23 protein-coding genes are annotated in these 25279 nt (G+C 64.3%); 20 read left to right on the top strand and 3 right to left on the bottom strand.

Annotation, left to right across the window (positions count from 1 at the left end; genetic code table 11):
- Nucleotides 1-11 precede the first annotated feature (11 nt).
- Genes BM197_RS00765 through BM197_RS00755 form a run of 3 tightly spaced genes read left to right on the top strand, consistent with a single transcriptional unit; the run spans nt 12 to nt 3309 of the window.
- Nucleotides 12-1547 (top strand): FGGY-family carbohydrate kinase, encoded by a 1536-nt coding sequence (locus tag BM197_RS00765; protein ID WP_143094953.1) that lies wholly within the window; start codon nt 12-14, stop codon nt 1545-1547.
- A complete protein-coding gene (locus BM197_RS00760; protein ID WP_090707957.1) occupies nt 1544-2332 on the top strand; it encodes a DeoR/GlpR family DNA-binding transcription regulator in 789 nt (262 codons plus the stop codon). The genes BM197_RS00765 and BM197_RS00760 overlap by 4 nt, the downstream gene beginning before the upstream one ends.
- Nucleotides 2329-3309, top strand: a complete 981-nt coding sequence (locus BM197_RS00755; protein ID WP_090707956.1) for a 1-phosphofructokinase family hexose kinase — start codon at nt 2329-2331, stop codon at nt 3307-3309. The genes BM197_RS00760 and BM197_RS00755 overlap by 4 nt, the downstream gene beginning before the upstream one ends.
- A 28-nt stretch (nt 3310-3337) precedes the next feature.
- Here the strand turns inward: BM197_RS00755 and BM197_RS00750 are convergent, their stop codons facing one another.
- Nucleotides 3338-4099: a DeoR/GlpR family DNA-binding transcription regulator gene (locus tag BM197_RS00750; RefSeq protein ID WP_090707954.1), complete on the bottom strand. Its 762-nt coding sequence runs from the start codon at nt 4097-4099 to the stop codon at nt 3338-3340.
- Between the two features lie 92 nt (nt 4100-4191).
- Here BM197_RS00750 and BM197_RS00745 point away from each other — a divergent pair, with 92 nt between their 5' ends.
- From BM197_RS00745 to BM197_RS00705, 8 genes are all read left to right on the top strand, one after another.
- Nucleotides 4192-5679, top strand: coding sequence for a rhamnulokinase (locus BM197_RS00745; RefSeq protein WP_090707952.1), 1488 nt, complete (start codon nt 4192-4194; stop codon nt 5677-5679).
- The gene (locus BM197_RS00740; RefSeq protein ID WP_218151788.1) at nt 5676-6479 is read left to right on the top strand and encodes a class II aldolase/adducin family protein; all 804 of its coding nucleotides are present in this window, start codon (nt 5676-5678) and stop codon (nt 6477-6479) included. Before BM197_RS00745 ends, BM197_RS00740 begins: the two co-directional genes overlap by 4 nt.
- A complete protein-coding gene (locus BM197_RS00735) occupies nt 6476-7204 on the top strand; it encodes an SDR family oxidoreductase (protein WP_090707951.1) in 729 nt (242 codons plus the stop codon). The genes BM197_RS00740 and BM197_RS00735 overlap by 4 nt, the downstream gene beginning before the upstream one ends.
- A 57-nt stretch (nt 7205-7261) precedes the next feature.
- Nucleotides 7262-8029, top strand: coding sequence for an SDR family oxidoreductase (locus BM197_RS00730; protein ID WP_245762328.1), 768 nt, complete (start codon nt 7262-7264; stop codon nt 8027-8029).
- Between the two features lie 151 nt (nt 8030-8180).
- On the top strand, nt 8181-9071 hold the full coding sequence (locus tag BM197_RS00725; protein ID WP_245762357.1) for a DUF4432 family protein: 891 nt from the start codon (nt 8181-8183) through the stop codon (nt 9069-9071).
- A 166-nt stretch (nt 9072-9237) separates the two neighbouring features.
- On the top strand, nt 9238-11586 hold the full coding sequence (locus BM197_RS16410; protein WP_218151787.1) for an FGGY family carbohydrate kinase: 2349 nt from the start codon (nt 9238-9240) through the stop codon (nt 11584-11586).
- A 48-nt stretch (nt 11587-11634) separates the two neighbouring features.
- The gene (locus tag BM197_RS00710; protein ID WP_090707946.1) at nt 11635-12624 is read left to right on the top strand and encodes a LacI family DNA-binding transcriptional regulator; all 990 of its coding nucleotides are present in this window, start codon (nt 11635-11637) and stop codon (nt 12622-12624) included.
- A 362-nt stretch (nt 12625-12986) separates the two neighbouring features.
- Nucleotides 12987-13925: a hypothetical protein gene (locus BM197_RS00705; protein ID WP_090707944.1), complete on the top strand. Its 939-nt coding sequence runs from the start codon at nt 12987-12989 to the stop codon at nt 13923-13925.
- A gap of 113 nt (nt 13926-14038) precedes the next feature.
- Here the strand turns inward: BM197_RS00705 and BM197_RS00700 are convergent, their stop codons facing one another.
- Entirely contained in the window at nt 14039-15265 is a 1227-nt protein-coding gene (locus BM197_RS00700; protein ID WP_090707942.1) for an ice-binding family protein, read from the bottom strand.
- Nucleotides 15266-15368: 103 nt separating this feature from the next.
- Entirely contained in the window at nt 15369-16022 is a 654-nt protein-coding gene (locus tag BM197_RS00695; protein WP_090707940.1) for a cyclodeaminase/cyclohydrolase family protein, read from the bottom strand.
- Between the two features lie 139 nt (nt 16023-16161).
- On the opposite strand from BM197_RS00695, the gene BM197_RS00690 reads away from it, so the two are divergent.
- The 9 genes from BM197_RS00690 (at nt 16162) to BM197_RS00655 (ending at nt 25239) form a co-directional block, all read left to right on the top strand.
- Nucleotides 16162-17361 carry a hypothetical protein gene (locus BM197_RS00690; protein ID WP_143094952.1) on the top strand — a complete coding sequence of 400 codons (1200 nt, stop codon included), beginning with the start codon at nt 16162-16164 and terminating at the stop codon, nt 17359-17361.
- A 111-nt stretch (nt 17362-17472) separates the two neighbouring features.
- Nucleotides 17473-17766, top strand: coding sequence for an IclR family transcriptional regulator domain-containing protein (locus tag BM197_RS00685; protein ID WP_090707937.1), 294 nt, complete (start codon nt 17473-17475; stop codon nt 17764-17766).
- Between the two features lie 181 nt (nt 17767-17947).
- Nucleotides 17948-19411 carry a tyrosine-protein kinase domain-containing protein gene (locus tag BM197_RS00680; RefSeq protein WP_090707935.1) on the top strand — a complete coding sequence of 488 codons (1464 nt, stop codon included), beginning with the start codon at nt 17948-17950 and terminating at the stop codon, nt 19409-19411.
- A 2-nt stretch (nt 19412-19413) separates the two neighbouring features.
- Nucleotides 19414-20016, top strand: coding sequence for an arsenate reductase/protein-tyrosine-phosphatase family protein (locus tag BM197_RS00675; RefSeq protein WP_090707933.1), 603 nt, complete (start codon nt 19414-19416; stop codon nt 20014-20016).
- A 10-nt stretch (nt 20017-20026) separates the two neighbouring features.
- On the top strand, nt 20027-20992 hold the full coding sequence (locus BM197_RS16005; RefSeq protein ID WP_143094951.1) for a hypothetical protein: 966 nt from the start codon (nt 20027-20029) through the stop codon (nt 20990-20992).
- Entirely contained in the window at nt 20989-22827 is a 1839-nt protein-coding gene (locus BM197_RS00670; RefSeq protein ID WP_342714533.1) for a polysaccharide biosynthesis protein, read from the top strand. The genes BM197_RS16005 and BM197_RS00670 overlap by 4 nt, the downstream gene beginning before the upstream one ends.
- Complete coding sequence (locus BM197_RS00665; protein WP_090707931.1) at nt 22824-23960, top strand: DegT/DnrJ/EryC1/StrS family aminotransferase; 1137 nt, start codon at nt 22824-22826, stop codon at nt 23958-23960. Before BM197_RS00670 ends, BM197_RS00665 begins: the two co-directional genes overlap by 4 nt.
- The gene (locus BM197_RS00660) at nt 23957-24595 is read left to right on the top strand and encodes a sugar transferase (RefSeq protein WP_342714532.1); all 639 of its coding nucleotides are present in this window, start codon (nt 23957-23959) and stop codon (nt 24593-24595) included. The genes BM197_RS00665 and BM197_RS00660 overlap by 4 nt, the downstream gene beginning before the upstream one ends.
- Complete coding sequence (locus BM197_RS00655) at nt 24595-25239, top strand: acetyltransferase (RefSeq protein ID WP_090707930.1); 645 nt, start codon at nt 24595-24597, stop codon at nt 25237-25239. The genes BM197_RS00660 and BM197_RS00655 overlap by 1 nt, the downstream gene beginning before the upstream one ends.
- Nucleotides 25240-25279 lie beyond the last annotated feature (40 nt).

Raw genomic sequence — 25279 nt, 5'->3', positions numbered from 1 at the left:
GGGGAGCAGATGTGAGCGAGCAACGCGGCGGCCGCAGGTACCTCCTCGGGGTCGACGTCGGACAAACCGCTGTGAAGGCGGTCGTCCACGACGAACTCTTGCGCCCAATCGCCATCGCCCGTCGGTCCAGCCCCGTAGATCGTCGCATCGAGCGGCATGCGGAACGGTCTCAAGAGGCTCTGTGGAATGCGGCAGCGGATGCCATCGGTGAAGCGATCCGTACGTCCGGGGTGGATGCCGATGACATCGTCGCCGTCGGGATCACTGGCCACGGCGACGGGCTGCATCTCGTCACCGCTGCCGGGGAGCCGGTGGGGCCTGCGATCACCGCGATGGATTCGCGAGCACATCGAGAAGCTGCGGAACTCGCGTCAGATCCAGCGCGGCTACGGACATTGCTCGAGCGATCAGGCCAGTTGCCGACGCCGGGGGCGGCGGGTAACCTCCTGCGCTGGTTGTTGCGGAATGACCCCGAGAGTGTGCGGCGTGCCGACACTCTGCTGTTCTGTAAGGATGTCATCCGACTCCGCCTCACCGGGGTCCTTGCGACCGATTACTCCGACGCGTGCGCATCGTTCCTCGACACGGCGACGGCTGAGTGGAGCGCAGAAATCATCGAAGCGTACGGACTTCCCGCCGAGATCGCACGGCTGCTTCCGCCCGTGCACGCCAGCGGCGACGTCATCGGCGAAGTGCTTGCCGAGGCAGCGACACGAACAGGTCTGGCAACGGGCACCCCCGTGATTGTGGGAATGCACGACGTGCAGGCGGCGTCCATCGGAATGGGGGCGCTCGTTCCGGGTCGGCTCGCGCTGGTTGCGGGGTCGTTCAACACAAACGGTGTGACCACCCGTCAGCCCGATGTTGATGCCAGGTGGCAGTCGCGGCTATCGATCACGCCAGACCTGCGCATCGCCATGTCCACGTCAGCGACCGCGTCACCGGCGTTCGACTGGACGCTTCGACTGATGGGGGTTCGGAGCGACGACGAACGCGATTCTCTCCTGGCCGAGGCCGCTCAGCTCGACCCGCAGGAGAGCGTGCCGCTCATTCTTCCGTTCCTGGTCGACTCGCCGATCGGCGCCGAGGCGTCCGGGACCTTCGCGGGGGTTCGAGCGTCGCACACACGGGCGCACGTTCTTCGGGGCGCCCTGGAAGGAATCGTGCTCATGCACTGCTGGCATACCCGGGCCCTGGCCGACCGGTTCACCTGGGACGAGCCGGTTCTGTTGGGTGGCGGTCTCAGCCGGTCCGCGCTCTATGTTCAACTCGTTGCCAACGCCCTGCGGTCCCCGGTGTCGGTTGTGAAATCAGAAGAAGCAGGAGCATTCGGCGCAGCCCTTGTCGCTGGCGTCGCGGTCGGGGTCTTCGACACTGTCGAGCAGGCGCAGAACGAACTGGTGACCCGGGCGCCGGCGGTGTCGCCGACTGCCGAGTCTGCCGGCTACTGGGAGGGTCTCTCGTCGTCGTTCGACGCCTTACTGAGCGCGCTGGATCCGTGGTGGCTCGAGATGGCGGGTCGAAGCCCGCTGGAGCACGGCGAATGATCGTCGCAGAAGCAACCTTTGGGCGGCGGGTCGCCGTGAGGCGGGACGAAATCCTCGAGCGCCTCGCCCGTGACGGACGGGTGGAGGTCGGTGAACTCGCCAGGGCGCTTGGCGTGACGGAGGAGACCATTCGACGGGACCTCCGGGCGCTCGAAGACCGGCGTCTTCTTCGTCGAGCCCATGGGGGAGCGATCAGCCTGGTCGCTGACGAGACGCTCGCGCACCCGCCGAGCGACGGTCTCGAAGCGGCGGCCGCAGCTGTGGCGGGCCTCATCTCGGATGGGGATGCGGTCTATCTCGGGGCAGGACGGGGCTGCGAGGCGGTCGCCGTGCTTCTGGCTCGGCGCCGCGGTATTTCACTGGTTGTCGGCTCCGCGCCCGTCGCGCGTGCTGCGATGCTCGCCAACCCGGCCGTGCAACTCCACACAATCGGGGGCACTGTGCAAGCAGACGGCGCGCTGAGCGGCATGTGGGCTCGTGAACAACTCGCCGGCCTGGTGATGGACTTCAGTGTCGTCGAAGCGGAGGGCCTCGCGCCGGACGGGCAGCTTCTGGCGTCCGACCCGGAGCGCGCCGGGGTGCAAGCCGCCGCCATCGCCGCCGCTCGCACGGTCGTCGTGCTCGCCGGGCCGGACTCGCTGAAAGGCTCCGGCCACGCGAAATTTGCCCAGCTGGCAGAGGTGGACCATATCGTGACAGGCCCTGGCTTGCCGGGCGACGATCTCGATCGGTTGCGGGAAGCCGACGTCGACGTGATCTTCACCGACTCGGGCCCAGAATCATGACCGGTATCGTCACGGTGACCCCGGCAGCGGCCATCGACCTGACCTATCACCTGTCACAGCTCCGGTTCGGGGAGGTGAATCGGGCGGATGCCGTGTCCACGGAATTAAGTGGCAAAGGAGTCAACGTCGCGAGGGCCGTCGCACTCAGCGGCCACCCGGTGAGCGCCGTCCTTCCGCTCGGGGAAGATGGGCTCGTGCTGGCCGAATCGGCCGGAATCCGAGATCTCCTCGTCGTCGTACCCGCAGGACCGAGGACCCGGGTGAACACCACGTTGGTCGGCACCGGGTCTGGCACGACGAAAATCAACGAAAGTCCGTTGCCTCTCGACCGCGCGGTCTGGGAATCCCTGATCGCACGGGTGGACGCAGAGATCTCCCGACTCTCCGCGGATTGGCTGGTGTTGTCCGGCTCCATGCCCCGCATCACCGACGGCGATATGGTGCCGTTTCCCGATTTGCTGTTGGATGCGAGGGATCGCGGGGTCCGCGTCGCCATCGACACCGCCGGGACCGCGCTTGAGCTTGCGGTGCGACGACTCGATCTCGTGACTCTGCTGAAGCCCAACACGCATGAGCTGGCCGAGCTCACCGGGCGCACGCTCAGGTCGGTTGGCGATGTCGCCGAGGCGGCGGGAGAGTTGCACCGAGCAGGCTGCGATGTCGTCTTCGTGAGTATGGGCGCGGACGGCGCCCTGGCGCTGTCGGCCGATGGCCTCTGGCATGCACGCGCACACGCCCAGGTCGTGAACACCGCCGGGGCCGGCGACGCCTCACTGGCGGGGTTCCTCGTGGGGTCATCGATTCCCGATCCAGCACTCATCGACGTGCCGTCCGGTCTCGCGACGGCGGCATCGTGGGGAGCGCTCGCGGTCTCGCAGGCGACCACCGTTCTGGCGTCGCTTGATGGAGCGCCGAAGCCGATACTCGTGCGCGATCCGGACCCAGCCACCGACCTGACCGAACCTGCGACGCCGTAGGCAACACAAGAGCGGAGGCGGTTCTGCTTCAGCGGATCTCCGGCACGAGACGGCGGTAAGGGTCGAGGCGCCCGTTTTCCGGGTCCAGATCTGTGACGAGCGTGGTGACGCGCTCCAGTGCGAGCGCGTGAACGTGCGAATGGAATTCAAGCTTGCTGGCGTCCACCGCGAGGATCACCCGGTCGGCGGCCCGTGCCATGGCATCCTTTACGGCGGCCTGCGCGAGGGTGCTCTCGCTCGTTCCACTCCGTGCATGCACGCCCATTGCCGAGATGATGCTGCAGTCGAGGTGGAATGTGTCGAACGCCTGCTGGGTCAGGTGCCCGACCAGGCTCAGGTTAAGTTCCTCCCGCTCTCCGCCGGTGAGGTAGGCCTGGACCGCGGATTTGCGGGACAGCGCGTCGAATGCGACGAGGCCGTTCGTCACCGCCGTGATCGCCCGGTCAGCGGGCAACATCTCGGCCAGGGCGCAGACAGTAGTGGATGCATCGAGGCCGATAGCTCCGCCGCTGGGAATCAGCGGCAGAACCTTGGCGGCGATCACCTGCTTCGCTCGAAGATTCCTGACCTGCCGCATCGCGAACGGGTCGTCGTCAACCGTGACGACGCCCCCGCGGACCCGGCGAACGTGACCGTCGCGCTCCAGAAATTCGAAGTCTCGGCGGATGGTCATGGGATGCACGTCGTACCGGGTCGCGGCATCCACCAGGTCGACGCCGCCACTCGTACGAGCGTCCTCCAGCAACCCGGCGCGCCGTGCCTCGGCGCTCAGTGTGCTTCTCAACGCCATTCGATGCCCTCATCTGTTGCCCGGGAGTGTGACTCAATGATAGCTTTCACATGGAATAACATTCAACCGTTCGTCCGGCACGAGGAGGTGTGATGAGCGAAAGCGCTCAGCCTGCCCGCTATTTCGCCGCCGTCGATCTCGGTGCCTCAAGTGGCCGCGTGGTCGCGGCACGCGTCGATGACGGAGGCATCCGGGCGGCAGAGGTGCATCGCTTCGGCAATGGACCCGTTCTCCTGGACGGGGTCCTGTGCTGGGCCGTCGAGCGGCTGTTCGAAGAGACCGTTCGTGGGCTGACGATCGTCGCAGAGACGGCACAGGCAGAAGGTGCGGTATTCGCCGGCATCGGAGTCGACAGCTGGGGGGTGGACTACGGTCTCCTGGATCTCAACGGGAATCTCCTGACCGGCGTGAAACACCACCGAGGCGCCGATCCCAACGGGCCCGCTGACGCCGAACAGGCCATTTCGGCAGTCAACGCGTACCGGATGAGCGGAATCCCGCCGCAAGCCATCAACACGTCGTACCAACTCCGGTCAGACGTGCGGGCCGGCGCGGTCCGCGGAGGAGAGCAGGTGCTCCTCATTCCTGACCTCTGGGTTCATTTCCTGACGGGAGTGGCCGGAGCCGAGCGAACCATCGCGTCGACGACGCAGCTGATCGATCCGCGAACGGGGGACTGGTCGCCCCAATTGATCGAGGCGTTCGGGCTCGGGAACTTCGCCTTCCCGCCGACGGCGGATTCCGGAACTTTCGCCGGATACACGACGAGCGAGATAACCGCCCGGATAGGCGCATCCCGCCCGGTCCCCGTCTATCGGGTCGCCGGCCACGACACGGCGTCCGCACTCGCGTTCGCCGTGCCCGACGGCGCGGAGTTGCTGATCTCGAGCGGCAGTTGGTCGCTCGCCGGCGTTTGCCTCTCCGAACCACTGCTCTCCGAAGATGCACGGGTAGCCGGGTACACCAACGAGGCAGGAATAGGGGGCTCGACACTCCTCCTGCGAAACCTCGCCGGCATGTGGCTCTTGACCGAATGCACCCGGGTCTGGGCGGAGCGAGGCGAAGCGGAGCCGGACGTCGTACGTCTCGTCCGCCAGGCCTCGAGCGAGCCAGCCGACCCGGCGCCGATCTTCGACGTCTCGGATCCGCGGCTGCTTGAACCCGGCGACATGCCTGCGCGAATCGCAGCGTTGTGCCGTGAAAGCGGTCAGTATCCTCCACCCGACGTGCTCGGAACCGTCCGCAGCATCATCGAGAGCCTTGCGGCTGCCTACGCAGAGACGGCCCGGGTATGCGAGCGGCTCACCGGCGTTCCGTTGACATCCGTACGCATCGTTGGTGGCGGATCCCGGAACGACTTGCTGTGCCGACGCACCGCGGAATTGACCGGGCTGCCTGTGACGGTGGGCCCAGCCGAGGCGTCTGCGCTCGGAAATCTCGCTGTCCAGCTCGTTGCGGCGGGAGAAATGACGTCAACCAGCGCGGTTTATGACCGCTTCGAATTGGAGGACGTGGCGGTACGGATGCCGCGAGGCCGGTATCCCGCTGCAGTTGCCCTCTCGAAGGATGGGCGTTCATGATGCAAGACGACAACGAACCGACCGTCCAGAGCCGGCGAACGATCGCAGCACTCTCGCGCGAATTAGGCCGGCCCGATCGGGACTGGGCGATACTGGCGGAGGGAAACACGTCGATGGCGCTTGGCGACGGGCGGATGCTCGTCAAAGCGAGTGGAGTGTCGATGGAAACGGCGTTGCCCGAGGACTTTCTCACTCTCGGAATCGGCGAGACGCTGCAGCTCGTCGATTCGCCGGGCGGGGGAGACGATGAGGTGCGCGCGCTCTTCGACGCTGCCGCAGTTTCTCATCGTCGGCCCTCAGTCGAAGCGCTTTTGCACGCGGTGTGCCTCGGTCTGCCCGGCGTCGACGTGGTCGGGCACACCCACCCCATCCCCGTCAACGCGCTCCTCTGTTCTCCGCGCGCCTCGGCTCTCACCGACGGGTCACTTTTTCCCGATCAGATCGTCGTGCTCGGGGTCAAGCAGCTGCTCGTGCCATACATTGACCCGGGGCTGCGGCTCGCGCAGGTGGTCCGATCGATGCTCCGCGAACATGTCGCCGAGACCGGTGCCCCGCCAAAGGTGATCTATTTGCGGAACCACGGCATGTTCGCACTGGGTGCGAGTGACAGGGAAGTCCTGCAGATCACAGAGATGGCGGTCAAGGTCGCCAGGGTCATTCTTGGGGCGCTCGCGGCGGGCGGCCCGGTCTACCTCGAGCCGGAACATGTCGCGCGGATCGATACTCGCCCGGATGAACTGCTTCGCCGCACTGTATTGAGTCGTGATGCACACGCAGAGCAGGAAGGAGTAACGCTGTGACCAACCTGAAGGAAAAGGTGGCGGTGATCACCGGAGCAAGTTCCGGCATCGGTCGCGCATATGCTGAGGCGTTGTCCTCCGAAGGCGTGCGACTTGTGCTCGTCGGAAGATCGACGGAGCGCCTCGCCGAGGTGGCGGAGTCGCTTAAATCCCCTGCTGTCTATCTGGCGGGCGACGTTGCTCGTGCCGAGACGTCTGAAGAAGCGGTGCGCTATGCGCTCGCCGAGTTCGGGCGACTCGACATCGTGATCGCGAATGCGGGACTTTACGCCGGCGGGAGCGTCGACGAAGTGCCTGCCGACGAGATCGAGAAGATCGTGTCGGTGAACGTGTTCGGGGTGATGGCGACGATCCGCGCCGTCCTCCCGTACTTCGTCGAGTCCCGCGCGGGAGACATCATCGTCACGAGTTCTGTTTCCGGTCATCAGGACATTCACTGGGAGCCGGTCTACTCGGCAACGAAACACGCGGTGCAGGCTTTCGTTCACACCGTGCGGCGGCAGCTCGTCGGCACAGGGGTTCGAATCGGCGCCGTGGCACCCGGCGTGGTCCTGAACGAACTATGGGGCTTCGGCGCAGCGGCCGATGAGGTGGAGGTGCAGATAGAAAGCGGCACCGGCATCCGATCGGAGGATGTCGCCGAGGCGGTGCTCTTCATGCTCACGCGTCCGTCGCACGTCACCATCCGCGATCTGGTGATCCTGCCCACGAACCAGGAGATATGACCAGGCAGCCGGCAACGAGCAACCTGTTGAAAGAACGCACGAGCGAGGAGAACACTGATGTTTGAGGATCTGGACGGCCGGACCGCCGTCATCACCGGAGGTGCCCGCGGGCTGGGATACTCGCTCGCCACTGCGCTCGCACGCCAGGGCATGCGCGTCGCTCTCCTCGATGTGCTCCCATCGGTGGAGGAGTCCGCGGTGCGCCTCGCCGCCGAATATGGTGTCGAGGCGCGGGGTTGGGTCGTCGACGTGACAGACCCTGACGCGGTCGAAGCGGTATTTGCAGAAGCCGAGGCCGAGATGGGCGCGCCCTCTGTACTGATCACGGCGGCGGGAATCACCATCTGGGGAGAGAGCGTCGACGTCCCCGCCGATACCTGGAAAAAGGTCATCGCCGTCAACCTCGACGGCACGTTCTTCTCCGCGCAAGCCTTTGCCAGGCGCGCGCTTGCGGCAGCGGAACCTGCCTCGGTGATCTTCATTTCGTCGATGTCGGGCTTCATCGTGAACGAACCGCAGTTCCAGGCCTCCTACAACTCATCCAAGGCCGCCGTGAGCCACCTCGCGACCTCACTCGCCGTCGAATGGGCGAGTGGAGGCATCCGCGTGAATGCGATCGCCCCCGGCTACTTCCTGTCAGACATGACCCGCGAGTTCACCGAGGCCAATCCGGAGCTCGCCGAGCAGTGGATCGGCAGGATCCCGGCCGGGCGAATGGGCGAGCCGGAGGACCTGCATGGTCTGGTGACGTACCTGGCGTCGGAGTCGTCGTCCTATCTCACGGGGCAAAGCATCGTCATCGACGGCGGCTACACGGCCGTCTGACGATTCGAAACGCCCAACGAAGAATCGCTCAACGAGGAGCAGCGGATTGATCAATCACGATGAACGCGGTGAAGAAATTGAAAGCCAGGAGCGGCAACGATTCCTTGAAGCGCGGATAGGGGCCGTCGAGCGGATCTGGGCGCCCCGGGCCGTGCGGAGTGAAGATGGCGTCGCGGCCGGGCGGCGACAGATCGAGCTTCGCCATCTCGGCGGTCTCGACCTGACGATCGAGCCGGATCAATTCCTTGACCTTGGCGAGGCGGCGTGGCGGGGTCGGACGGTGTCGTTCGTGCCGCCGTCGACCTCGATCCGCGCCGAGAGTTGGGGGCGACGCTGGCAGGGGGGTCTGCTGACCACGTGCGGGCTGAGCGCTGTTGGGCGTGCCGCGCCCGAGGACGGTGGCATGCACGGTCGCGCTCATCTCATTCCGGCGACCGTTACTCAGCGAGAGGGACGGTGGACCGACGGTGGCGAGTATGAACTCATCGTTCGAGGATCGCTGCGAGAGGGCGCGGTTTTCGAGCAGAACCTCACGGTTGAGCGGACGATCCGGGCGACGCACGGTGTGAGCGAAATCCTCATCACGGACGTCATCCGCAATGAGGGCTTTGTTCCGGAGCCGGTCAAGGTCCTCTACCACGTGAATATCGGCTGGCCGTTGCTGCACGGCGGTGCCGAGGTCTCCGTTGACGCCGCCGAGCCCGGGGCGGCCGGGGGTACCAGCTGGGAGCGTGAACTCGAAGACCCGGCACCCGGTGTGCCCGAGCGGGTGGATGCCTTCGTCGCCATTCCCGACGCGGAGGGTTGGTGCCGTGCGAGGGTCGCAGGGGATTCCGGGTCGCTGACGGTGCGATTCCGTTCCGATCAACTGCCGTACCTCACGGTGTGGCGCAGCGGAGCGTCCGGCTCCTACGCGCTCGGAATCGAGCCGGGAACCTGCTGGCCCAGCCACGCTGATGGTCCGAGCGAGGGCAAGGTCGGCAGAATTCTCGCGCCAGGCGAATCCTTCACGGTCGACCTGGCTCTCACCTTCGCTGACTGACGTCGCGTGAGCGGTCGCCTTTGAGTGGTCGCCCTGAGTGGTCGGAAAACTTCCCAAAAAAATGCTATGACATCGATGTCATTGGCGTTATGCTCAGATGACATCGATGTCATAGCACCTCGATGCCGTGCTGACACCGCCGTCGCATGGGGAAGGGATTGCGACAGTGAATGACACATTGGTCGTCGGGCTCGATCTGGGAAGCACCGGAATCAAGGTTCTTGTTGCTGACAAATCGGGTGCGGAAGTGCTCGTCGAGCAAGCTCCAACGCCGTGGAAGTCGGGCCGGGGCGGCACGACCGCGATGACCGCGGGAGCGCTCGTCGGTACGGTCCGCGCTCTGCTCGAATCGGTCGCCGAGCAACTCATCGAGCGCTATGGCATGGAGGCGCGGGTTCACGCGATCGGCGTCTCCGGAATGGGGGAGTCGGGAATTCTCATCGATTCCGACGGCGACCCCCTGGCGCCCGCGATCGCATGGTTCGACCCCCGCGGTTCCGAGCAGCTCGTGGCGATCCCGGAGGCGCTGCGCACGCAGTTCGCCGGCCGGACCGGAATGCCGCTCGGCGTTCAGGTCTCGGTCGTCAAGCTCCTCCACCTGCAGAATCAGGGGGTCGATCTCAGCGGAACCCGGTGGCTCAATCTTCCGGAGTTCGTCGTCACGGCGCTGGGCGGTGAGCAGGCCGCTGAGTATTCGCTGGCTTCGCGCACCGGTCTGATCGACCAGGACACGGGAGCGCCGTGGCCCGAAATTCTCGACTACCTCGGCGTGACCCCGGACTTCCTCCCTCCGCTGACGGATGCCGGAACACCGCTTGGCGAGGCATGCGCCGCCTGGCTGCCCGGCGTATTCGTCGGGGCGAAGCTCACCGTGGCAGGGCACGACCATCTGGTTTCGGCCGTATCGACCGGCGACTTTCCCGCTGACCGGTATCACGTGTCGATGGGGACCGCCGAAGTGCTTCTTCGCGTTCTTGACGGACCGCTTTCGTTCGAGGCGAGGACGCGCCTCGCTGACCGGCTGATCAACTGCGTTCGTCACGTTGAGCCCGGCAGGTGGGTACTCGTAGCCGGGGTGAAGACCGGGCTGCTCATGCGCCGCACTCTGCAGTTGCAAGGGATCACCGACCGTGCCGGCAGAGATGCGCTCGATGCGCGGGTCATGGACGCACCGTTTGCAGGCAACCTTCCCTCCGGCGACATCGAGGTGTACGGCGCACGGAATGACGACGGGGTGCTCCATTTGACGATCCGGGGTGACGGGGCCGATCCGGCAGAGATCTTCAGCGCTGTGCTGCGCCACGGCAATGACGAGATCGAACTGCTCATCGACGCGATGGACAGGGAGATTCCAGCCGCGCGCTCGAGCCTGCTGACCGGCGGCTGGGCCGCCATGAACTCGGTCCGTCGTGCACGGTCGGAGATCCTGCCCGCCGTCGAATTCTCCGACCGCGCCCAGGACACCGCCTACGGCGCGTCAGTTTTCGCCCGGCGCCTTCTTGTTCCCGCCGCTGTCCAGGCCGCAGACAGCCATTCACCTCACCAGAACCACTCACCTCAACACACCCGCATCCCAGCCGTCTTGGCCTCAGCGAAAACACAGGAGAACACGATGAACACCCTCACCACCCTCGAACGCCGCGCATTGGCCACCATCAGCACCCCGGGAGGCGGCATGCTCATTGTCGCCGCCGACCAGCGGAACGGCATGAAGGCCGTCATGACCGATGCTCCAGACGGAGCCTCGTCAATCAACACGGATGAACTCGCGCAGGCGAAAGCGGACCTGCTGCGTTACCTCGGCAACGAGGCCCCGGCGATCCTTCTGGACCCGGAGGTTGCACTTCCGCTGGTCGTCGACGACGCCACCCTGCGCAGGGACACCGGTCTCGTCGTCGGTATGGATGCGTCAGGGTTCGCCATGGAGGGCGGACTCCGTCGCACGCGCTATGTCGAGGGAATGTCGGCCCGCAAGGTTCGGGACCTTGGCGGCGACGCAGCGAAAATGCTCTTCTACCTTCGCCCAGACAAGCTCGAAGCCGAAGCGGTCGTCGTCGACGAGATCAAGCGTCTGTCTGCAGCATGCGAGAACGAAGGCCTGCTGCTCATCGTAGAGATTCTGGTGTACCAACTCGAGGATGAGAGCGACGACGACTACCGCGACATCTTCCCCGAGCTGGTGCGGGGGGCCGCCGAGATCAGTGTTGCTGCCGGCGCCAAAGTTCTGAAACTTCAGTACCCCGGATCCGCCGCGGCATGCGTCGCCGTGACCGAGGCCGCCGCAGGTGTGCCATGGGCGGTGCTCTCGGCGGGCGTCGACCATGAAACGTTCGTTGGTCAGGTGCGCACTGCAGTGGAGAACGGTGCGAGCGGGGCGATGGCTGGCCGTTCACTGTGGAAGGATAGCCTTTCGGTGTCGGCGGCGATCCGCCGGGATCTGCTCACCACTCGGGCGCTCCCGCGGTTGCAGGAACTCGAACACATCATTGACGCCGCACTCAGCGGTCGCGCATAATACCGGGCCGACCGGCGGTCGACCCGGCTGAGGATCGGAGAGGCCCGCATGGCGACGATGCAGGATGTTGCGCTGCACGCGGGCGTGAGCCCCAAGACGGTGTCGCGCGTGTTCAACGACGACCCGCACGTGCTCCCCGAGACGCGCAGCAAGGTCGAGCACGCCATGCGAGAGCTGAACTACGTTCCCAATGTGCTCGCCAGGACGTTCCGTGCGGGGCGTTCCTCATCCATCGGTGTAGCGGTGCCAGACCTGGTTGACCCGTTTTTCGCCTCCGTTGTGCACGCAGTCGAGGGCGTCTGTTCGTTGACAGGGATCACCACTCTCGTAACGAGCATCGGCCCAGATCCGGCGCGGGAGCGTCCTGTGCTGGAATCACTGCTGCGCAACCAGATGCGAGGGTTGATCCTTGCCCCGGTTTCCGAAGACCAGTCATGGCTCACCCGGTGGGCCGAGCACACCCCGATCATCTTTGTTGACCGGGCGCCGAGCGGGATCGAGGCCGACACCTTCATCGAAGATGATCGGCACGGTGCGTACCTGGCGACGGAGCACTTGATCGGTCACGGGCACACTCGGATCGGCTTCGTCGCTGATGCAACGCACCCGCCGAGTACCCGGCGCCGACTGGACGGGTATCGCGCGGCCCTGGCCGACGCAGGCATCGCCTTCGACGAGAGTCTGGTGGCCTGCGAAGCGGGCGGGCGGGCCCGCGCAACGGCAGAGATCGACCGCCTCTGGAACAATCGGATGCCTCCGACCGCTATCTTCTCGTCGAACGCGCGAGTGACGATGGACATCATCCCGGCGCTGCGGGGCCGAGGCGCCGCGCTTGTCGGTTTCGGTGACTTCCAGATGGCCGACCAGCTGACCCCGTCGGTCAGCGTCGTCGGTCAGGACCCGTTCGAACTTGGGCGTTTGGCGGCAAACCGCGCTCTCGCACGGTTTGCCGATGGTGCGGGCGCACACGAGCCGGCCTCCGTCCTCCCCGTCGCTCTCGTTCGCCGGGAATCGTGCGGGTGTTCTCCCGTCAGTTGACGGGCATCCGCGGTCGCGCTCCTTCCGCCCCTGTGCCGCATTGCGCACAACTCCGCCAATCCGAGGTGGGCAGAACCGCACGGCCGCCCAACACCGCGGAGCCGCTCCGCACTCACACCCGTCGTCGCCCGATCTGGCGGAGTTATGCACAGTGATGGCGAAAGAACGAACGGGCACCGGATGAATCATCCGGTGCCCGTTCGAAACGCTGAACGCGTCAGGCGGTCCGTCGTCGAACCGTCACTCTGTCCAACGTCAGGCTACTCGCGATCTATTCCATACATATGCATGAAACTGGATCCGTTCTCTGCTCGCGCCCAAGCCCTTCCTGCACGGCGGCTGCGCACTCTAAACTGCCCCGCATGACTGTGACCGACTGGCTGCTCGACTCGGACCCGGCGATCCGCTGGCAGGTGATGCGCGACCTCCTCGATGAGCCCGCCGACGCCGTCGAAAACGAGCGGGCCCGGGTCGCGACCGAGGGTTGGGGGGCGAAGATCCTCGCCCTGCAGGAGCCGACCGGCCAGTGGGACGGCGGCGTCTACGACCCGGCCGAAAGTCGAGACCCGGATGCTCCAGGCCAGCCGTGGAGCGCTACACACCACACGCTCGTGCTGTTCCGTGAGCTCCGACCAGACCCCGCCAGTGCAGCGGCACGCAACGCCATCGACCTGGTCCGCGAGAACGTCACCTGGGATCACGGCAAGCAGCGTTACTTCGACGCCGACGACGAACCCTGCGTCGACGGCATGGTGGTGGCGATCGGCGACTACTTCGGTGAAAACGTGCAGGGCATCGTCGACCGAATCCTCGACCAGCAACTCGACGACGGCGGCTGGAATTGTGACGCCCAGATCGGATCGACCCGCTCATCGTTCCACTCAACGATCTGCGTACTCGAGGGGTTATTGCAGCACGAGCAATCCACGGGTGCGACAGCAGACGTCACGGCGGCGCGGCGGCGAGCGGAGGAATACCTCCTCGAACGCCGGATGCTCCGCCGCCTGTCGACCGGGCAGATCGCCGACCCTGAGTGGACGCTCTTCTCGTTTCCAAACCGGTGGTACTACGACGCGTTGAGGGGCCTCGACTACTTCCGGGCTGCCGGGCTCGCACCGGATCCGCGCCTCGATGAGGCCATCGATCTTGTCGAGAGCAAGCGGGGGGCCGACGGCCGGTGGCTGCTGGAGAACACGCACCCCGGCAAGGTGCACTTCGAGATGGAGAAGGAGGGGGAGGCGAGCCGCTGGATCTCCCTCCGTGCGCTGCGCGTCCTGGACTGGTTCGCCAGCGGCCCATGATCCCCGTCCGCTCGCTGGAGGGAGCGAAGCGACCGAAGCGGAGGGCACTCTGCAGAAATCCCTTGGCTTCGTCGCTAGCGCTCCTCCAGCCGGCGGAGCCAGCGGGGCTTCGGCTACGCCGCGACCGACCGGTGCCGGCGAGCCATCAGCACTACGACGCCCGTGAGTAGGAGGAGGCCGCCGACGGCGAGGAACGCGGTGTTCGGCTCGGCACCCGTCTCGGCGAGCAGTAGGTCGTCAGTGGCGTCGGGTGTCACCGCCGGAATGACCGGCTCAACAGGCGCTGCCGGCGCCGCCGGAACAACCGGAACCACCGGAACCACAGGGGCCACCACGCTCGCGGCCGCAGTGATCAGCGTGTAGTCGGCGGTCGCATCCGGTGATGTCCCATTGCTGGCTGTGATCGTGAACGCTGATGACCCTGCCGTCGTGGGAACGCCTGAGATCGCGCCGGTCGAGCCGTTGAGGGCGAGCCCGGCGGGAAGCGTGCCGGCTGTAACCGAGTAGGCCGCGGCGGGTGTTCCGCTGGCGGTGACGGTGAATGAGTAGTCGGCGTCGACGGTGGCTGCCGGAGGAGCAGCCGAGGTGATTGTGGGGCTGGTCGACACCTCGGTGCTGCCAGCGGCGCATCCGGTCGGGGTGGTGATCACGTTCGAGTCCAGCGTCACCGCTCCGGTGTCTGCCAGCAGTCGGCCGGTGATGCTCGCACCCGTCACGGCCGTGATCGATGTGCTCGCCATCACGGTACCGACGAACTGTGAGTTGCTGTCCAGTGTTGCCGAGCTCCCGACCTGCCAGAACACGTTGCAGGCGCTCGCGCCACCGGTCATGGTGATCCGCGCGCCGGATCCAGCCGTCAGGGTGCTCGCGGCCTGGAAGACCCAGACAGAGTCAGCCGAGCCGGCCAGTGTGAGTTCCCCGTTGAGCGACAGCTCGCCGCCCGAGTACACACCGGGGATCAGCGACAGGTCGGCCAGTTCGCCCTGCCCGGTCGCGGTGGGGGTCAGGCTCGCTGCGACGTTGTAGGCGGTGGTCAGGTCGCTCTGTGCCTGTGCCGCTTCGGGGTCGGCAGAGTGCTGGACGCCGCCGATGATGCCGGGCGGGAATCCGACGATCGCCGTTCCGGGGCTCACCCCGACGTCACCGGCGATGACGCTTGGCCCGGTGTTGGTCACCGTCGAGGCGCTCAACACCCCGAAGTTGGCTGCGCTGCCCAGGCCGATCGGCCCGTCGAGAACGATGGCGGCATGCGCAGGTGCCGCTGAGATCAGCAGGAGACCCGCTGACGCCAGGGCCGCGGATGCCGTGACCAGGCGAGTGAATAACGGGGACCGGGTCATAGCGACGCCTCTCAATAATGAAGGCGTCCGTTGAGACCTGTCAGCCCCTCGTCCACTACCCCCTGTTGCATGTATACCACGGCGAACGCGAGGAAGCGCACATCTAACCCGCGGCCGTCACGTGTCCTTCGATCTTCGCCGACAACCGGTCGATGCGACGGAGCACGACATCGAGTTCCTGGACTGTCTCCCACAACACCGGATGCTCGTCGCGCACGTCCGAGAGCCCATCACCGCTCGAGGTGAGAGACCCCAGGTCGAAGCTCACGTTCGTGCGGGCGCCGGCGATCGCCGCCCGAAGCGCTCCGGAGGCGACAGCGACGTCGGCGACGAGTGCGGGGTTGCCGTGCCGCGCCAACCATTCCAGGTCGGAGACGACTTCGGTTCCCTGTTTGCCAAGGGCGGCGGAGGCTTGCGCGGCCCTGACCGAGGCGTCGCGGATGGCATCCTCCCGCTGCGCGCCGGGCTCCAGGCGGAACGCGCTGCCGAACGATTCCGACGCTGAGGCATCCTGATCCGCCAGCCGAAGCGCCGTTTCGCGTCCCCGACGGGCGCGTTGGCGAAGCTCGTCGCACTCGCGCGACAGATCGCCCTCGAGGTCGGTGTAGCCAGCGACCATCGAGGTGAGGCCGTAGGCGATGGCGAGCATCACACCGGAAGCGGCGCCGCCGCCGGGGGAACCGGTGGATTCGGCCAACGCCTCGGTCCATTCGTCGATCGTGGAGTGACGGGCTGACACCTTCTCCGGGTTCTGCATGTCTCCAGTCTCACCCCTCCGGTCTGAAGCGCGCAGCACCCGCCCCAGTCCGGGGGCTGAACTGGTCGACGCGGGTTGCGCTCGCGATAAGGTGACACTCGGCGGCAGCGAGGATCTGGTCTGCCGGGGGGACACCGACATGAAGGCCAACGACGCCGACCGCGCGCTCATCGGGAGTGACGACGCTTTCTTCGACGCCGCGCTCGGGCACGACAGCAACTTCACGCTGTCGCTGCCGTTCCAGAAGACCCCGGTGGCCGCCGATGTCAGCGACACCCCGTCTGAAGCCGAAACAGCGCAGCTGGCCACACTTCTTCTCGATGACGGAAAAGAAGTCAGCGCCGAGATCGCCGAGCGGGAGCGGATCAGCCAGCCGGTCCCGACCGTCTTTCTCCCGGGCAACAAGCAGCGCAGCACGCGAAGCATCCTGACCATCGTCGTCTCGATCCTCACCGTTCTTGCCCTCGTGGCTGTCGGCATCCTGCTCGCGGTGAAGAGCCAGGCCGCCACCCCCGAGCAGAAGGCCTTCGAAGCGTATGCGGCGCGGCAGCTCACCGTCGAGACGGCCGACCGCAAGCTGACCTCGACATTTAAGGCGATCGGAACCGCGAAGACGGATGCCGAAGCCCTCAACGTCGCAACGGCCGCCGCGCTCGCCGCCGTGGTGGGGGTCTCGGACGAGACCGCGCGCGCCGCCGCCGACACCGCGCGCGTCGCCATGGCCGCTGCCATCGCCACGATCACCGTCGTCGACCCGGCCGAAACCCCGTACGTCGCCCCTGACGTGCCTGCACAATCAAGCCTCAGCCTGATTGCACGGGGACTCGACGAGGTGTCAGCCGAGGCGACCCGCATCGACGACGCGCAGGCCGAGCTGGATGCCGCGCTGACAGCGATAGCGGATGCTCGCGCCCCGTTCACGAAGTCGTTCACCGCGTTCGGCAAGACCATTCCGGCGACCGCGACTTCCCTGCTCGCCGTGAACCCGGACGCCGGCCAGCGGTGGCGTGACGCCGTGACGGCGGCCGCCACGGCGTTCACGACCGCAGCGAAGACCGGGTCAGGCGCGACGGAGCTCCAGGCCTACGCCGCGGCAGCCTTCGCATTGCAGGGCGAGAATGCTCGTGTGCTCCTCGAGCGGGAAGCCGTGGAGCCTGACGAGGACACCAACGAGGAAGAAGCTCCGCGGCAGACTCCTCAGCGGCCGAGGGCGACCACTCCGCCGAGTGGTGGCTCGACCAGTCCAGCGCCTCCGGCGAATCCAGAACCAGCGCCGCCGGTCGACCCGGCCCCGCAGCCGGAGCCCGAGCAGCCAGAAATTCCTCCGATCGAAGGCTAGTTCGTACCGACAGTAGGTGGCTCGCACCCTCCGTGGGGTGCTTTCGAGCGCTCCCCGGCGGAGCTACGACCGTGCAACCGCAGGCCTATCTGAGCGCTCGCGCCGGCAGAAATGCCCGTCGGGGCCCCGGTTTCTGACCCATTCGCGCCCGAGCAACGCCGCAAGGCGTTCGTTGACGAACTCAACCAGATCGCCGCCGAGGGTATCTCCGAGAGCGACTCCGAGGTCGACGACGGCATTTGGGCTATCGCCGCACCGATAACCGTCGATGGCACCGTTGTGGCCTCGCTGTCGATTGCCGGGCCGTCGTTTCGGTCTGATGAAAAATCTCGATCCGACCATCGCGCGGTGGTGCGAAGGGCAGCCGCTGAGATCAGCGAGTCGCTTCTCCCGAGCGCGCTCTGACGTGAACGAGCTGTCACTGCCTTAGTCGCCCGCGCGTGAGAAGCGGTGATTGTCGCGGCTCTCGAGCCGGGGCAGCCGAACACAAAAGAAGACAACTCTCGTGTTCCGTCAAAAGGATCCACAAGCATATGCAAAGCTAAGGAAATGTGTCTAGAGATTGACACGACTAATAGGGGGACTCGTGGAGCTCAAAGACTACGTAAGAATTCTGCACAAAAGCTGGATTCTCATCGTCGCCTGCACCTTGCTCGGTGTCGGTGCGACTGCCGCATACTCGCTGACCCTCGCTCCGAAGTACCAGTCGACGACGCAGCTGTATGTCTCCGTCCGTGCCTCAGAGGGCGCCGCTACGGGCGACCTGGTGAACGGAACTAGCTTCGCCCGCCAGGCGGTCACCTCGTATGTCGATGTTGTCAACAGCGCTCTGGTGCTCGACAAAGTCATCGACGAACTCTCGCTCGATCTCACTGCGCAACAGCTCGCCCCGGTGGTTGCTGCAAGTTCCCCACTGAACACGGTCCTCATCAACATCACGGTCACCCACACCGACCCGGTTCAGGCAGCGGCCATTGCGAATTCAGTTGGCACCACGTTCGCTGACGTGGTCACGAATCAGCTCGAGAAGCCGGAGGGGGAGACAGCGAGTCCGGTGAAGATCGAGACGATCCAGCCCGCCGTAACGCCCACGCAGCCTTCGAGCCCGAACGTGCAGCTCAATATCATTCTGGGTCTTTTGGTCGGCCTGGCCATCGGACTTGGCGTCGCAATTCTGCGCAGCGTCCTCGATACCCGCATACACAGCTCTCACGACATCGAACAGGTGACGGAGGCTTCCATCCTTGGCGGCATCGCGCTGGACCCCGAGGCGAAGAAACGTCCTCTTGTCGTCCATGCCGACCCGCGCAGCCCGCGCGCCGAGTCCTTTCGCAGCCTGCGCACCAATCTTCAGTTCGTCAACTTGGAGAAGGGACCGCGCAGCTTCGTCGTCACCAGCTCCATCCCCGGCGAGGGCAAGAGCACCACCACAGCCAACCTCGCCATCGCACTGGCCGAGACGGGAGCATCCGTCGCGCTTGTCGACGGTGACCTTCGTCTGCCGCGGGTCGCGGATTACATGGGCATTGAAGGAGGCGTTGGTTTGACCGACGTGCTCATCGGCCGTGCTGAACTCGCTGACGTGCTTCAGAAGTGGGGCCGGGGCAAGCTTTACGCTCTGCCGAGCGGCCGGGTACCTCCGAACCCCAGCGAATTGCTGGGCTCCGCAGCGATGAAGCGTGTGCTGAGTGCTTTGACCGAACAGTTTGACTTCGTGCTCATCGATGCCCCGCCGCTGCTTCTTGTCACCGACGCCGCCGTTATCTCCAAGCTGACTGGGGGGGTCATCATGGTCGCTGCTTCGGGGCGCACCAAGAAGAACGAGCTCGCTGCAGCCGTGCGAACGCTAGAAAGCATCGGAAGCAACCTGGCAGGCATCGTCGTGACCATGCTGCCGACCAAGGGTCCTGACTCCTATGCATACGGCCAGTACAGCTACGGCAAGTTCGACGAAGCGGAACCCGGGGTCGAACATGTCGCCGGCAAGAAGTTCGGCAAGATGGCGGCAGTGAGAGGGCGACGGACGCTCCGCGACGCGAGGATGGAGTAGCAGTGGCAAATTTCACAATTCTCACAGTCTGCTCCGGCAATATCTGCCGCTCGCCGATGGCAGAACAGCTCCTGCGCTCCGGCCTGAATGCGTATCCCGGCGTCACGGTGAGCAGCGCGGGCACCGTCGGACTGGTTGGCGAACCGATGGACCAACGCGCCCTCAGTCTCGCAGCAAGTTTCGGTGTCACGGATGCCGCTGATCATGTCGCACGTGAACTCAACGAACAACAGATCCGCGACGCGGACGTTGTGTTCGCGATGTCTCGCGAGCATCGTCGTGCGATTGTGCAGCTTCACCCTCGCGCCTCTCGCTATACCTTCACCATTCGCGAATTCGCGAGAATCGCCGCGGAGATCACTGACGCCGATCTGACAGATGCGGCGTTGCTTTCCCGGGATGACGTCGCGGGTCGATTCGCCGCCGCCATCGAAGCAGCGGCGTCGCTGCGTGGGGTCGTCACTCCGTTACTGAACGCCGATGACGACGATGTGGTTGACCCGTACCGACGTTTAGATGACGTCTATACGCTCTCCGGCCAGCAGTTGGTACCAGCTGTCGAAGGCGCGCTCGCGTTGTTCGAGCGCGCGGCGGCCGCGGTCTAGGAAGGCTTTCGTGGGTACGAACAGAGCGTTCGTCCGTCGTCATAATGGCGAAGGGCGCCGTCGATGGTGGATTCTTGCGCTTTCTTTGTTCCTTCTGTTCGATATCGCTCTGGTCGCGTTCGCGCTAAATGCCAACAGTGCCCGGACTGCAACGGGTGAGCTCAGGCTATCCTCGACCGCTTCTGCGTCGACTACGCCGACCCCTTCTGTCACTCCAACGCTTACCGTTGCCCCCACTGTCGCCGTTTCGCAGCGTTTACTCGCCGCGATCAGTGTCGACGTGGCGTGGCGTGGGGTGGTCGGCACGTGCCCCGATGGGCTGTCTGAGTTGGAGTACACGAATGACGGTGGTGAGAGCTGGGCCGTTGTGGACCCAGCACGCGCAACCGGCGCAAACACACTCGTTCGAGTGGCTCTGGGTTCGACTTCTGAAGCACATGTTGTAACCCTCGACGGTGAATGTGCGCCCCAGCTCGTCGGCACATTCGTGGCAGGTGAAGCGTGGGAGGACTACTCCTCGAACCTTGGCTCCTATTGGTATGTAGACCCGGCTGACCGCGGCAACATTCATGCGCCCGACGGCACTGTGGCCGCTCCTTGCGAATCGGTCGTTGCGATCGCCACCCGATCCTCCTCGGAGGCCGTCGCGCTCTGTGCAGATCAGGCGCTATTCGCAACAAGCGATGGCGGCGCTGAGTGGTCGAGCACTATTTCCGTCCCTGGCGCGGTGGCGATTGACGCATCGGCTGATGGCTATGTCATCGCCGTCGCCGCGCAAGGAGGCTGCGTCGGCACCTCAGTCGTCATGCTGGCCGGTGGGGAACCAAGTGAGCCGGTGGGTTGCTTTGGGGAAGCAGCGCCATCCGGTCAGACATCCTTGGCAGCTGCCGGTGACAACGCACTTTGGCTTTGGGCTGGCGACAATTTTGCACAATCTACCGATGGGGGAGAGACGTGGATTCAGATCCTGACTTGAGCGACAAAGACGGCGTCGAACGTCGGAACGGTGAAGTGCCGCTGGTGCGATTCGGCGCACAATTCCTGCTTGACGCCGCTGCATGGGCAGTCGCGCTAGTTCTTGCCGTCGTCTTCCGGTACGAGTTCATGCTTGCGGAAATCGGGTGGCCTGCGCTCTTCGGCCTGGTGGTTCTTGCGTTGGTGCTTCAGTTCGTGGTCGGGTGGGGCTACGCCCTTTATAAGGGCCGGTATACCTATGGCAGCTTTGAAGAGGTGCGCGCCCTCATGTTCGCGGCGCTTTGCGTCTTCGCGATACTCAGCGTCCCTGTGCTTCTCTTTGGGCCAGTAGTCGACATCGCGCGCAGTGCCACCGTCATCGCGTTCCCCATTGCACTCATACTCATGTTCGCAGTGCGATATGCCAAACGGCTTTACGTCGAGCACAAGCACAGGCCCGGCAGTGAAGCCAACCGAACGATCATCTACGGAGCCGGGTATCTCGGTTCCACGCTCGTCCGTCGCATGCTCAGCGACCCGTCTTCGCAGTTCCTGCCCGTCGGACTCATCGACGACGATCCCTTGAAATCAAATGCTCAGCATCGTGGCGTGCGGGTGATTGGGACGTTTCACGATCTGCACAAAGTCGTAGAGAAAACACGCGCAACTGAACTCGTTATCTGCATCGGGCGGGCAGATTCCGTACTTATTCGAAAGATCTCTGATGCCGCGACGGCAGCCGGTCTTCGGGTGAAAGTCTTGCCTCCGCTGGAGAAGTTGCTGGAGCGCAAAACGAGCCTTGCCGACATGCGCGACATATCGATTGAAGATCTAATCGGGCGGCACCCAGTAGACACTGAGGTCCACACCATTGCTGGATACCTCGGGGGCAAGAAGGTCCTCGTCACTGGTGCAGGGGGATCCATCGGCGCCGAACTTTGCCGTCAGATCGCCAAGTACAACCCTGGTGAATTGATCATGCTCGACCGTGATGAGACTGGACTGCAGGGAGCACAACTCGGCATTTCGGGACACGGCCTTCTTGACACGAGAGATGTCGTCCTCGCTGATATCCGCGACCAACCCGCTTTGGCACGGATCTTCCACGAGCGTAAGCCCGATGTCGTGTTCCACGCGGCGGCGCTCAAACACTTGCCGATGCTCGAGCAGTACCCCGATGAAGCGTGGAAGACAAATGTCCTAGGCACACTCAACGTGTTGGAAGCCGCTCGCTCCGTGGGAGTGAAAACGTTTGTCAACATCTCAACAGACAAAGCGGCGAATCCGACAAGCGTCCTTGGCCATTCCAAGCGCGTCGCTGAAAAGCTGACCGCCTGGATGGCTGAAGAAACTGGTCGCACGTACTTGTCCGTCCGCTTCGGTAACGTGATCGGCAGCAGAGGTTCCATGCTTCCGACGTTCACATCGCTGATCGAGTCTGGTGGCCCGCTCACCGTCACGCACCCTGATGTAACGCGATTCTTCATGACTATTCCAGAGGCTTGTCAATTAGTCGTTCAGGCGGGCGGCATCGGTAGTGCCGGTGAGGTCCTGATCCTCGACATGGGAGAACCGGTCAGGATCCTCGATGTAGCGCAGCGGATGATCTCTATGTCCGGCAAGGATATCGAAATCATCTACACCGGCCTCCGACAAGGCGAAAAACTTCACGAGGAACTTATCGGCCAAAACGAGACAGATGAACGCCCTCTTCACCCGAAGATCTCGCACGCGCGCGTCGGAGGCATCTCCCCCTCGCGGCTCGACAAGCAGGGGTGGGAGGAACGGATGTTTGCGTCTCCTCGATACAACGACACGACCGTTATTGAACGTCTGCCGGTGGGGAATGTTCGATGAACGAACGTATCTACATGTCGTCTCCCGATGTCGGGGAGTTGGAAGAGCAATACGTCGTGGCGGCGATTCGTTCGGGTTGGATCGCACCGTTAGGCCCCGACGTCGATGCGTTCGAGCGTGAACTCGCCGAGCGCGTGGGAGTGGACCATGCCGTCGCGTTGAGCTCCGGCACCGCTGCCCTTCACCTGGGCCTGCTCGGTCTCGGTGTCAAACGAGGCGATGTAGTGCTGACGTCGACCATGACGTTTGCCGCAACCGCCAACGCCATCGTCTATGCAGGCGCTTCGCCTCATTTCATCGACTGCGATCCCGAGTCCGGCAATATGGATCCCAGCCTCCTCCGTCGGGCTCTGGAGCAATTCGCGCAAGACGGCGTGAAGCCAACCGCCATCGTCCCGGTGGACCTTCTTGGCAAGACCGTTGACTACACGACCATCCTGGCCATCGCCGCCGAGTACGGGGTTCCGGTTCTCTGCGACGCGGCCGAATCCCTCGGCGCAACCCACCGTGGAGAAGCTGCCGGTTCCTTCGGACATGCATCAATTGTCTCCTTCAATGGCAACAAGATCATGACAACGTCCGGTGGAGGCACGCTTCTGACGAATGACGAATCACTGGCGAAGCACACGCGCTACCTCGCCACCCAGGCGCGTCAGCCGGTCGTGCATTACGAGCACACAGATATCGGCTACAACTACCGATTGAGTAATCTTCTTGCCGCACTTGGCCGGGCCCAGCTGTCTCGCCTCGACGCGATGATTTCGCGGAGGCGCTCGATTCGAGACCGCTACCGAGACCTCTTCGCACGAGTTGACGGGGTTGAGGTCTTCGGCGGAGAGGACGATTCAGAGGACAACGTCTGGTTGACATCGATCCTCGTAGACGCAAGTGGCACCGGCTGGATCCCCAGCGAATTGACCGCTGCCCTTGCCACTGAGAACATCGAAAGCCGCCCGCTCTGGAAACCCATGCACCTGCAACCGGTATTCCAAGACGCCTCAGCTACCGTCAACGGATCGGCGGAGCGTCTATTTGAAACTGGGATGACCTTGCCGAGCGGTTCTGCGCTCTCCGACGATCAGATCGAGCACGTATTGGCGACGATCAGGGATTTCGTGGAGACCGCGCGGTGAACGAAAGAGCGGTCCGTGTGCGGTACGACATGAAGAAGCGTGTCTTCGACGTTTTAGTTGCACTCGCGCTCTACATCCTGTCATTGCCGATTCAAGCTGTGGTTGCCGTTGCGGTCGCCGTTCGGCTCGGCAGACCAGTGCTGTTTCGTCAGCCGCGCCCCGGCCTGCATGGCGATGTCTTCACCATGGTGAAATTTCGTACGATGAGACCGGCTGCCGTCGACGAAGGTGTGAGTTCGGATGCAGCCCGCCTCACGAGCCTCGGGCGCTTTCTGCGAGCCACCAGCCTCGATGAACTGCCCACGTTGTCCAATGTCGTCAAAGGGGACATGAGTCTGGTAGGCCCGCGGCCGCTTCTCACGTCGTACTTAGATCGCTACTCGCCAGAACAGGCGAGGCGACATGAAGTCCGGCCCGGCGTAACTGGTCTTGCACAGGTAAATGGGCGAAACGCTCTCAGCTGGGAAGAGAAGTTTGCGTTCGACATCGACTACGTCGACAACCGCTCCTTCAAGCTCGACCTGCAGATTCTCCGAGCAACCGTGTCAAGCGTGCTTCGACGAAACGGAGTCTCTGCCGTGGGCCAGGCGACGACGACCGAATTCCTCGGAACGACGACGGATGTGACGGCCTAGTGACTACACCACTGATTGTCATTGGTGCCGGCGGGTTTGGGCGTGAAGCGCTTGACGTAGTCGTTGCGATCAATCGCGCCACTGTCGAACCGTTTTTCGAACTCGTCGGGGTTGTCGATTCGAACTTGAGCGAATCCAACCGAGGTCGATTGGACGCTCGGGGTGTCAGGTACCTGGGCACCGAAGACGAGTGGTTCAATTCGCGCAGGTCCGCACAATTTGTTGTCGGTGTAGGGGATCCCTCGGTGCGATCCCGAATAGTCGAAAGGTGGACCAGCGCCGGCTATGACGCCGCCACTCTCGTTCATCCATCCGTGGGGATCGGTGAACAGTCGACCATCGGCCAAGGCAGCATCATTTGTGCCGGAGCCCAAATTTCGACGAATGTCTCAATCGCTGAGCACGTTCACCTCAACCCCAATTCGACTGTGGGACATGATTCAATCATCGAGGACTTCGCGTCGATCAATCCCGGCGCCATCATATCTGGCGATGTGCGCGTGGGGCTCTGCTCGCTCGTTGGGGCGGGGGCAGTCGTGCTTCAAGGTCTTGAGGTAGGGCCCTTCGCCACCGTAGGTGCGGCCGCCTGCGTCGTTCGCGATGTTCCCTCTCGGGTAACGGTGAAAGGTGTTCCCGCGCGATGATCAATCGTCGGCGCTTGGACTCGATTCCTCGTTTCTTGCG

Source organism: Mycetocola miduiensis (assembly GCF_900115155.1).
Classification (GTDB): Bacteria; Actinomycetota; Actinomycetes; order Actinomycetales; family Microbacteriaceae; genus Mycetocola_A; species Mycetocola_A miduiensis.
This window is presented reverse-complemented; position numbering and strand designations above follow the sequence as displayed.

Coding starts and splice junctions, on each gene's coding strand:
- BM197_RS00745 (WP_090707952.1), top strand. CDS start 4,192: ATGAGCGAAAGCGCTCAGCCTGCCCGCTATTTCGCCGCCGTCGATCTC.
- BM197_RS00755 (WP_090707956.1), top strand. CDS start 2,329: ATGACCGGTATCGTCACGGTGACCCCGGCAGCGGCCATCGACCTGACC.
- BM197_RS00665 (WP_090707931.1), top strand. CDS start 22,824: ATGAACGAACGTATCTACATGTCGTCTCCCGATGTCGGGGAGTTGGAA.
- BM197_RS00730 (WP_245762328.1), top strand. CDS start 7,262: ATGTTTGAGGATCTGGACGGCCGGACCGCCGTCATCACCGGAGGTGCC.
- BM197_RS00750 (WP_090707954.1), bottom strand. CDS start 4,099: ATGGCGTTGAGAAGCACACTGAGCGCCGAGGCACGGCGCGCCGGGTTG.
- BM197_RS00690 (WP_143094952.1), top strand. CDS start 16,162: ATGAAGGCCAACGACGCCGACCGCGCGCTCATCGGGAGTGACGACGCT.
- BM197_RS00695 (WP_090707940.1), bottom strand. CDS start 16,022: ATGCAGAACCCGGAGAAGGTGTCAGCCCGTCACTCCACGATCGACGAA.
- BM197_RS00700 (WP_090707942.1), bottom strand. CDS start 15,265: ATGACCCGGTCCCCGTTATTCACTCGCCTGGTCACGGCATCCGCGGCC.
- BM197_RS00740 (WP_218151788.1), top strand. CDS start 5,676: ATGATGCAAGACGACAACGAACCGACCGTCCAGAGCCGGCGAACGATC.
- BM197_RS00710 (WP_090707946.1), top strand. CDS start 11,635: ATGGCGACGATGCAGGATGTTGCGCTGCACGCGGGCGTGAGCCCCAAG.
- BM197_RS00685 (WP_090707937.1), top strand. CDS start 17,473: ATGCCCGTCGGGGCCCCGGTTTCTGACCCATTCGCGCCCGAGCAACGC.
- BM197_RS00760 (WP_090707957.1), top strand. CDS start 1,544: ATGATCGTCGCAGAAGCAACCTTTGGGCGGCGGGTCGCCGTGAGGCGG.
- BM197_RS00705 (WP_090707944.1), top strand. CDS start 12,987: ATGACTGTGACCGACTGGCTGCTCGACTCGGACCCGGCGATCCGCTGG.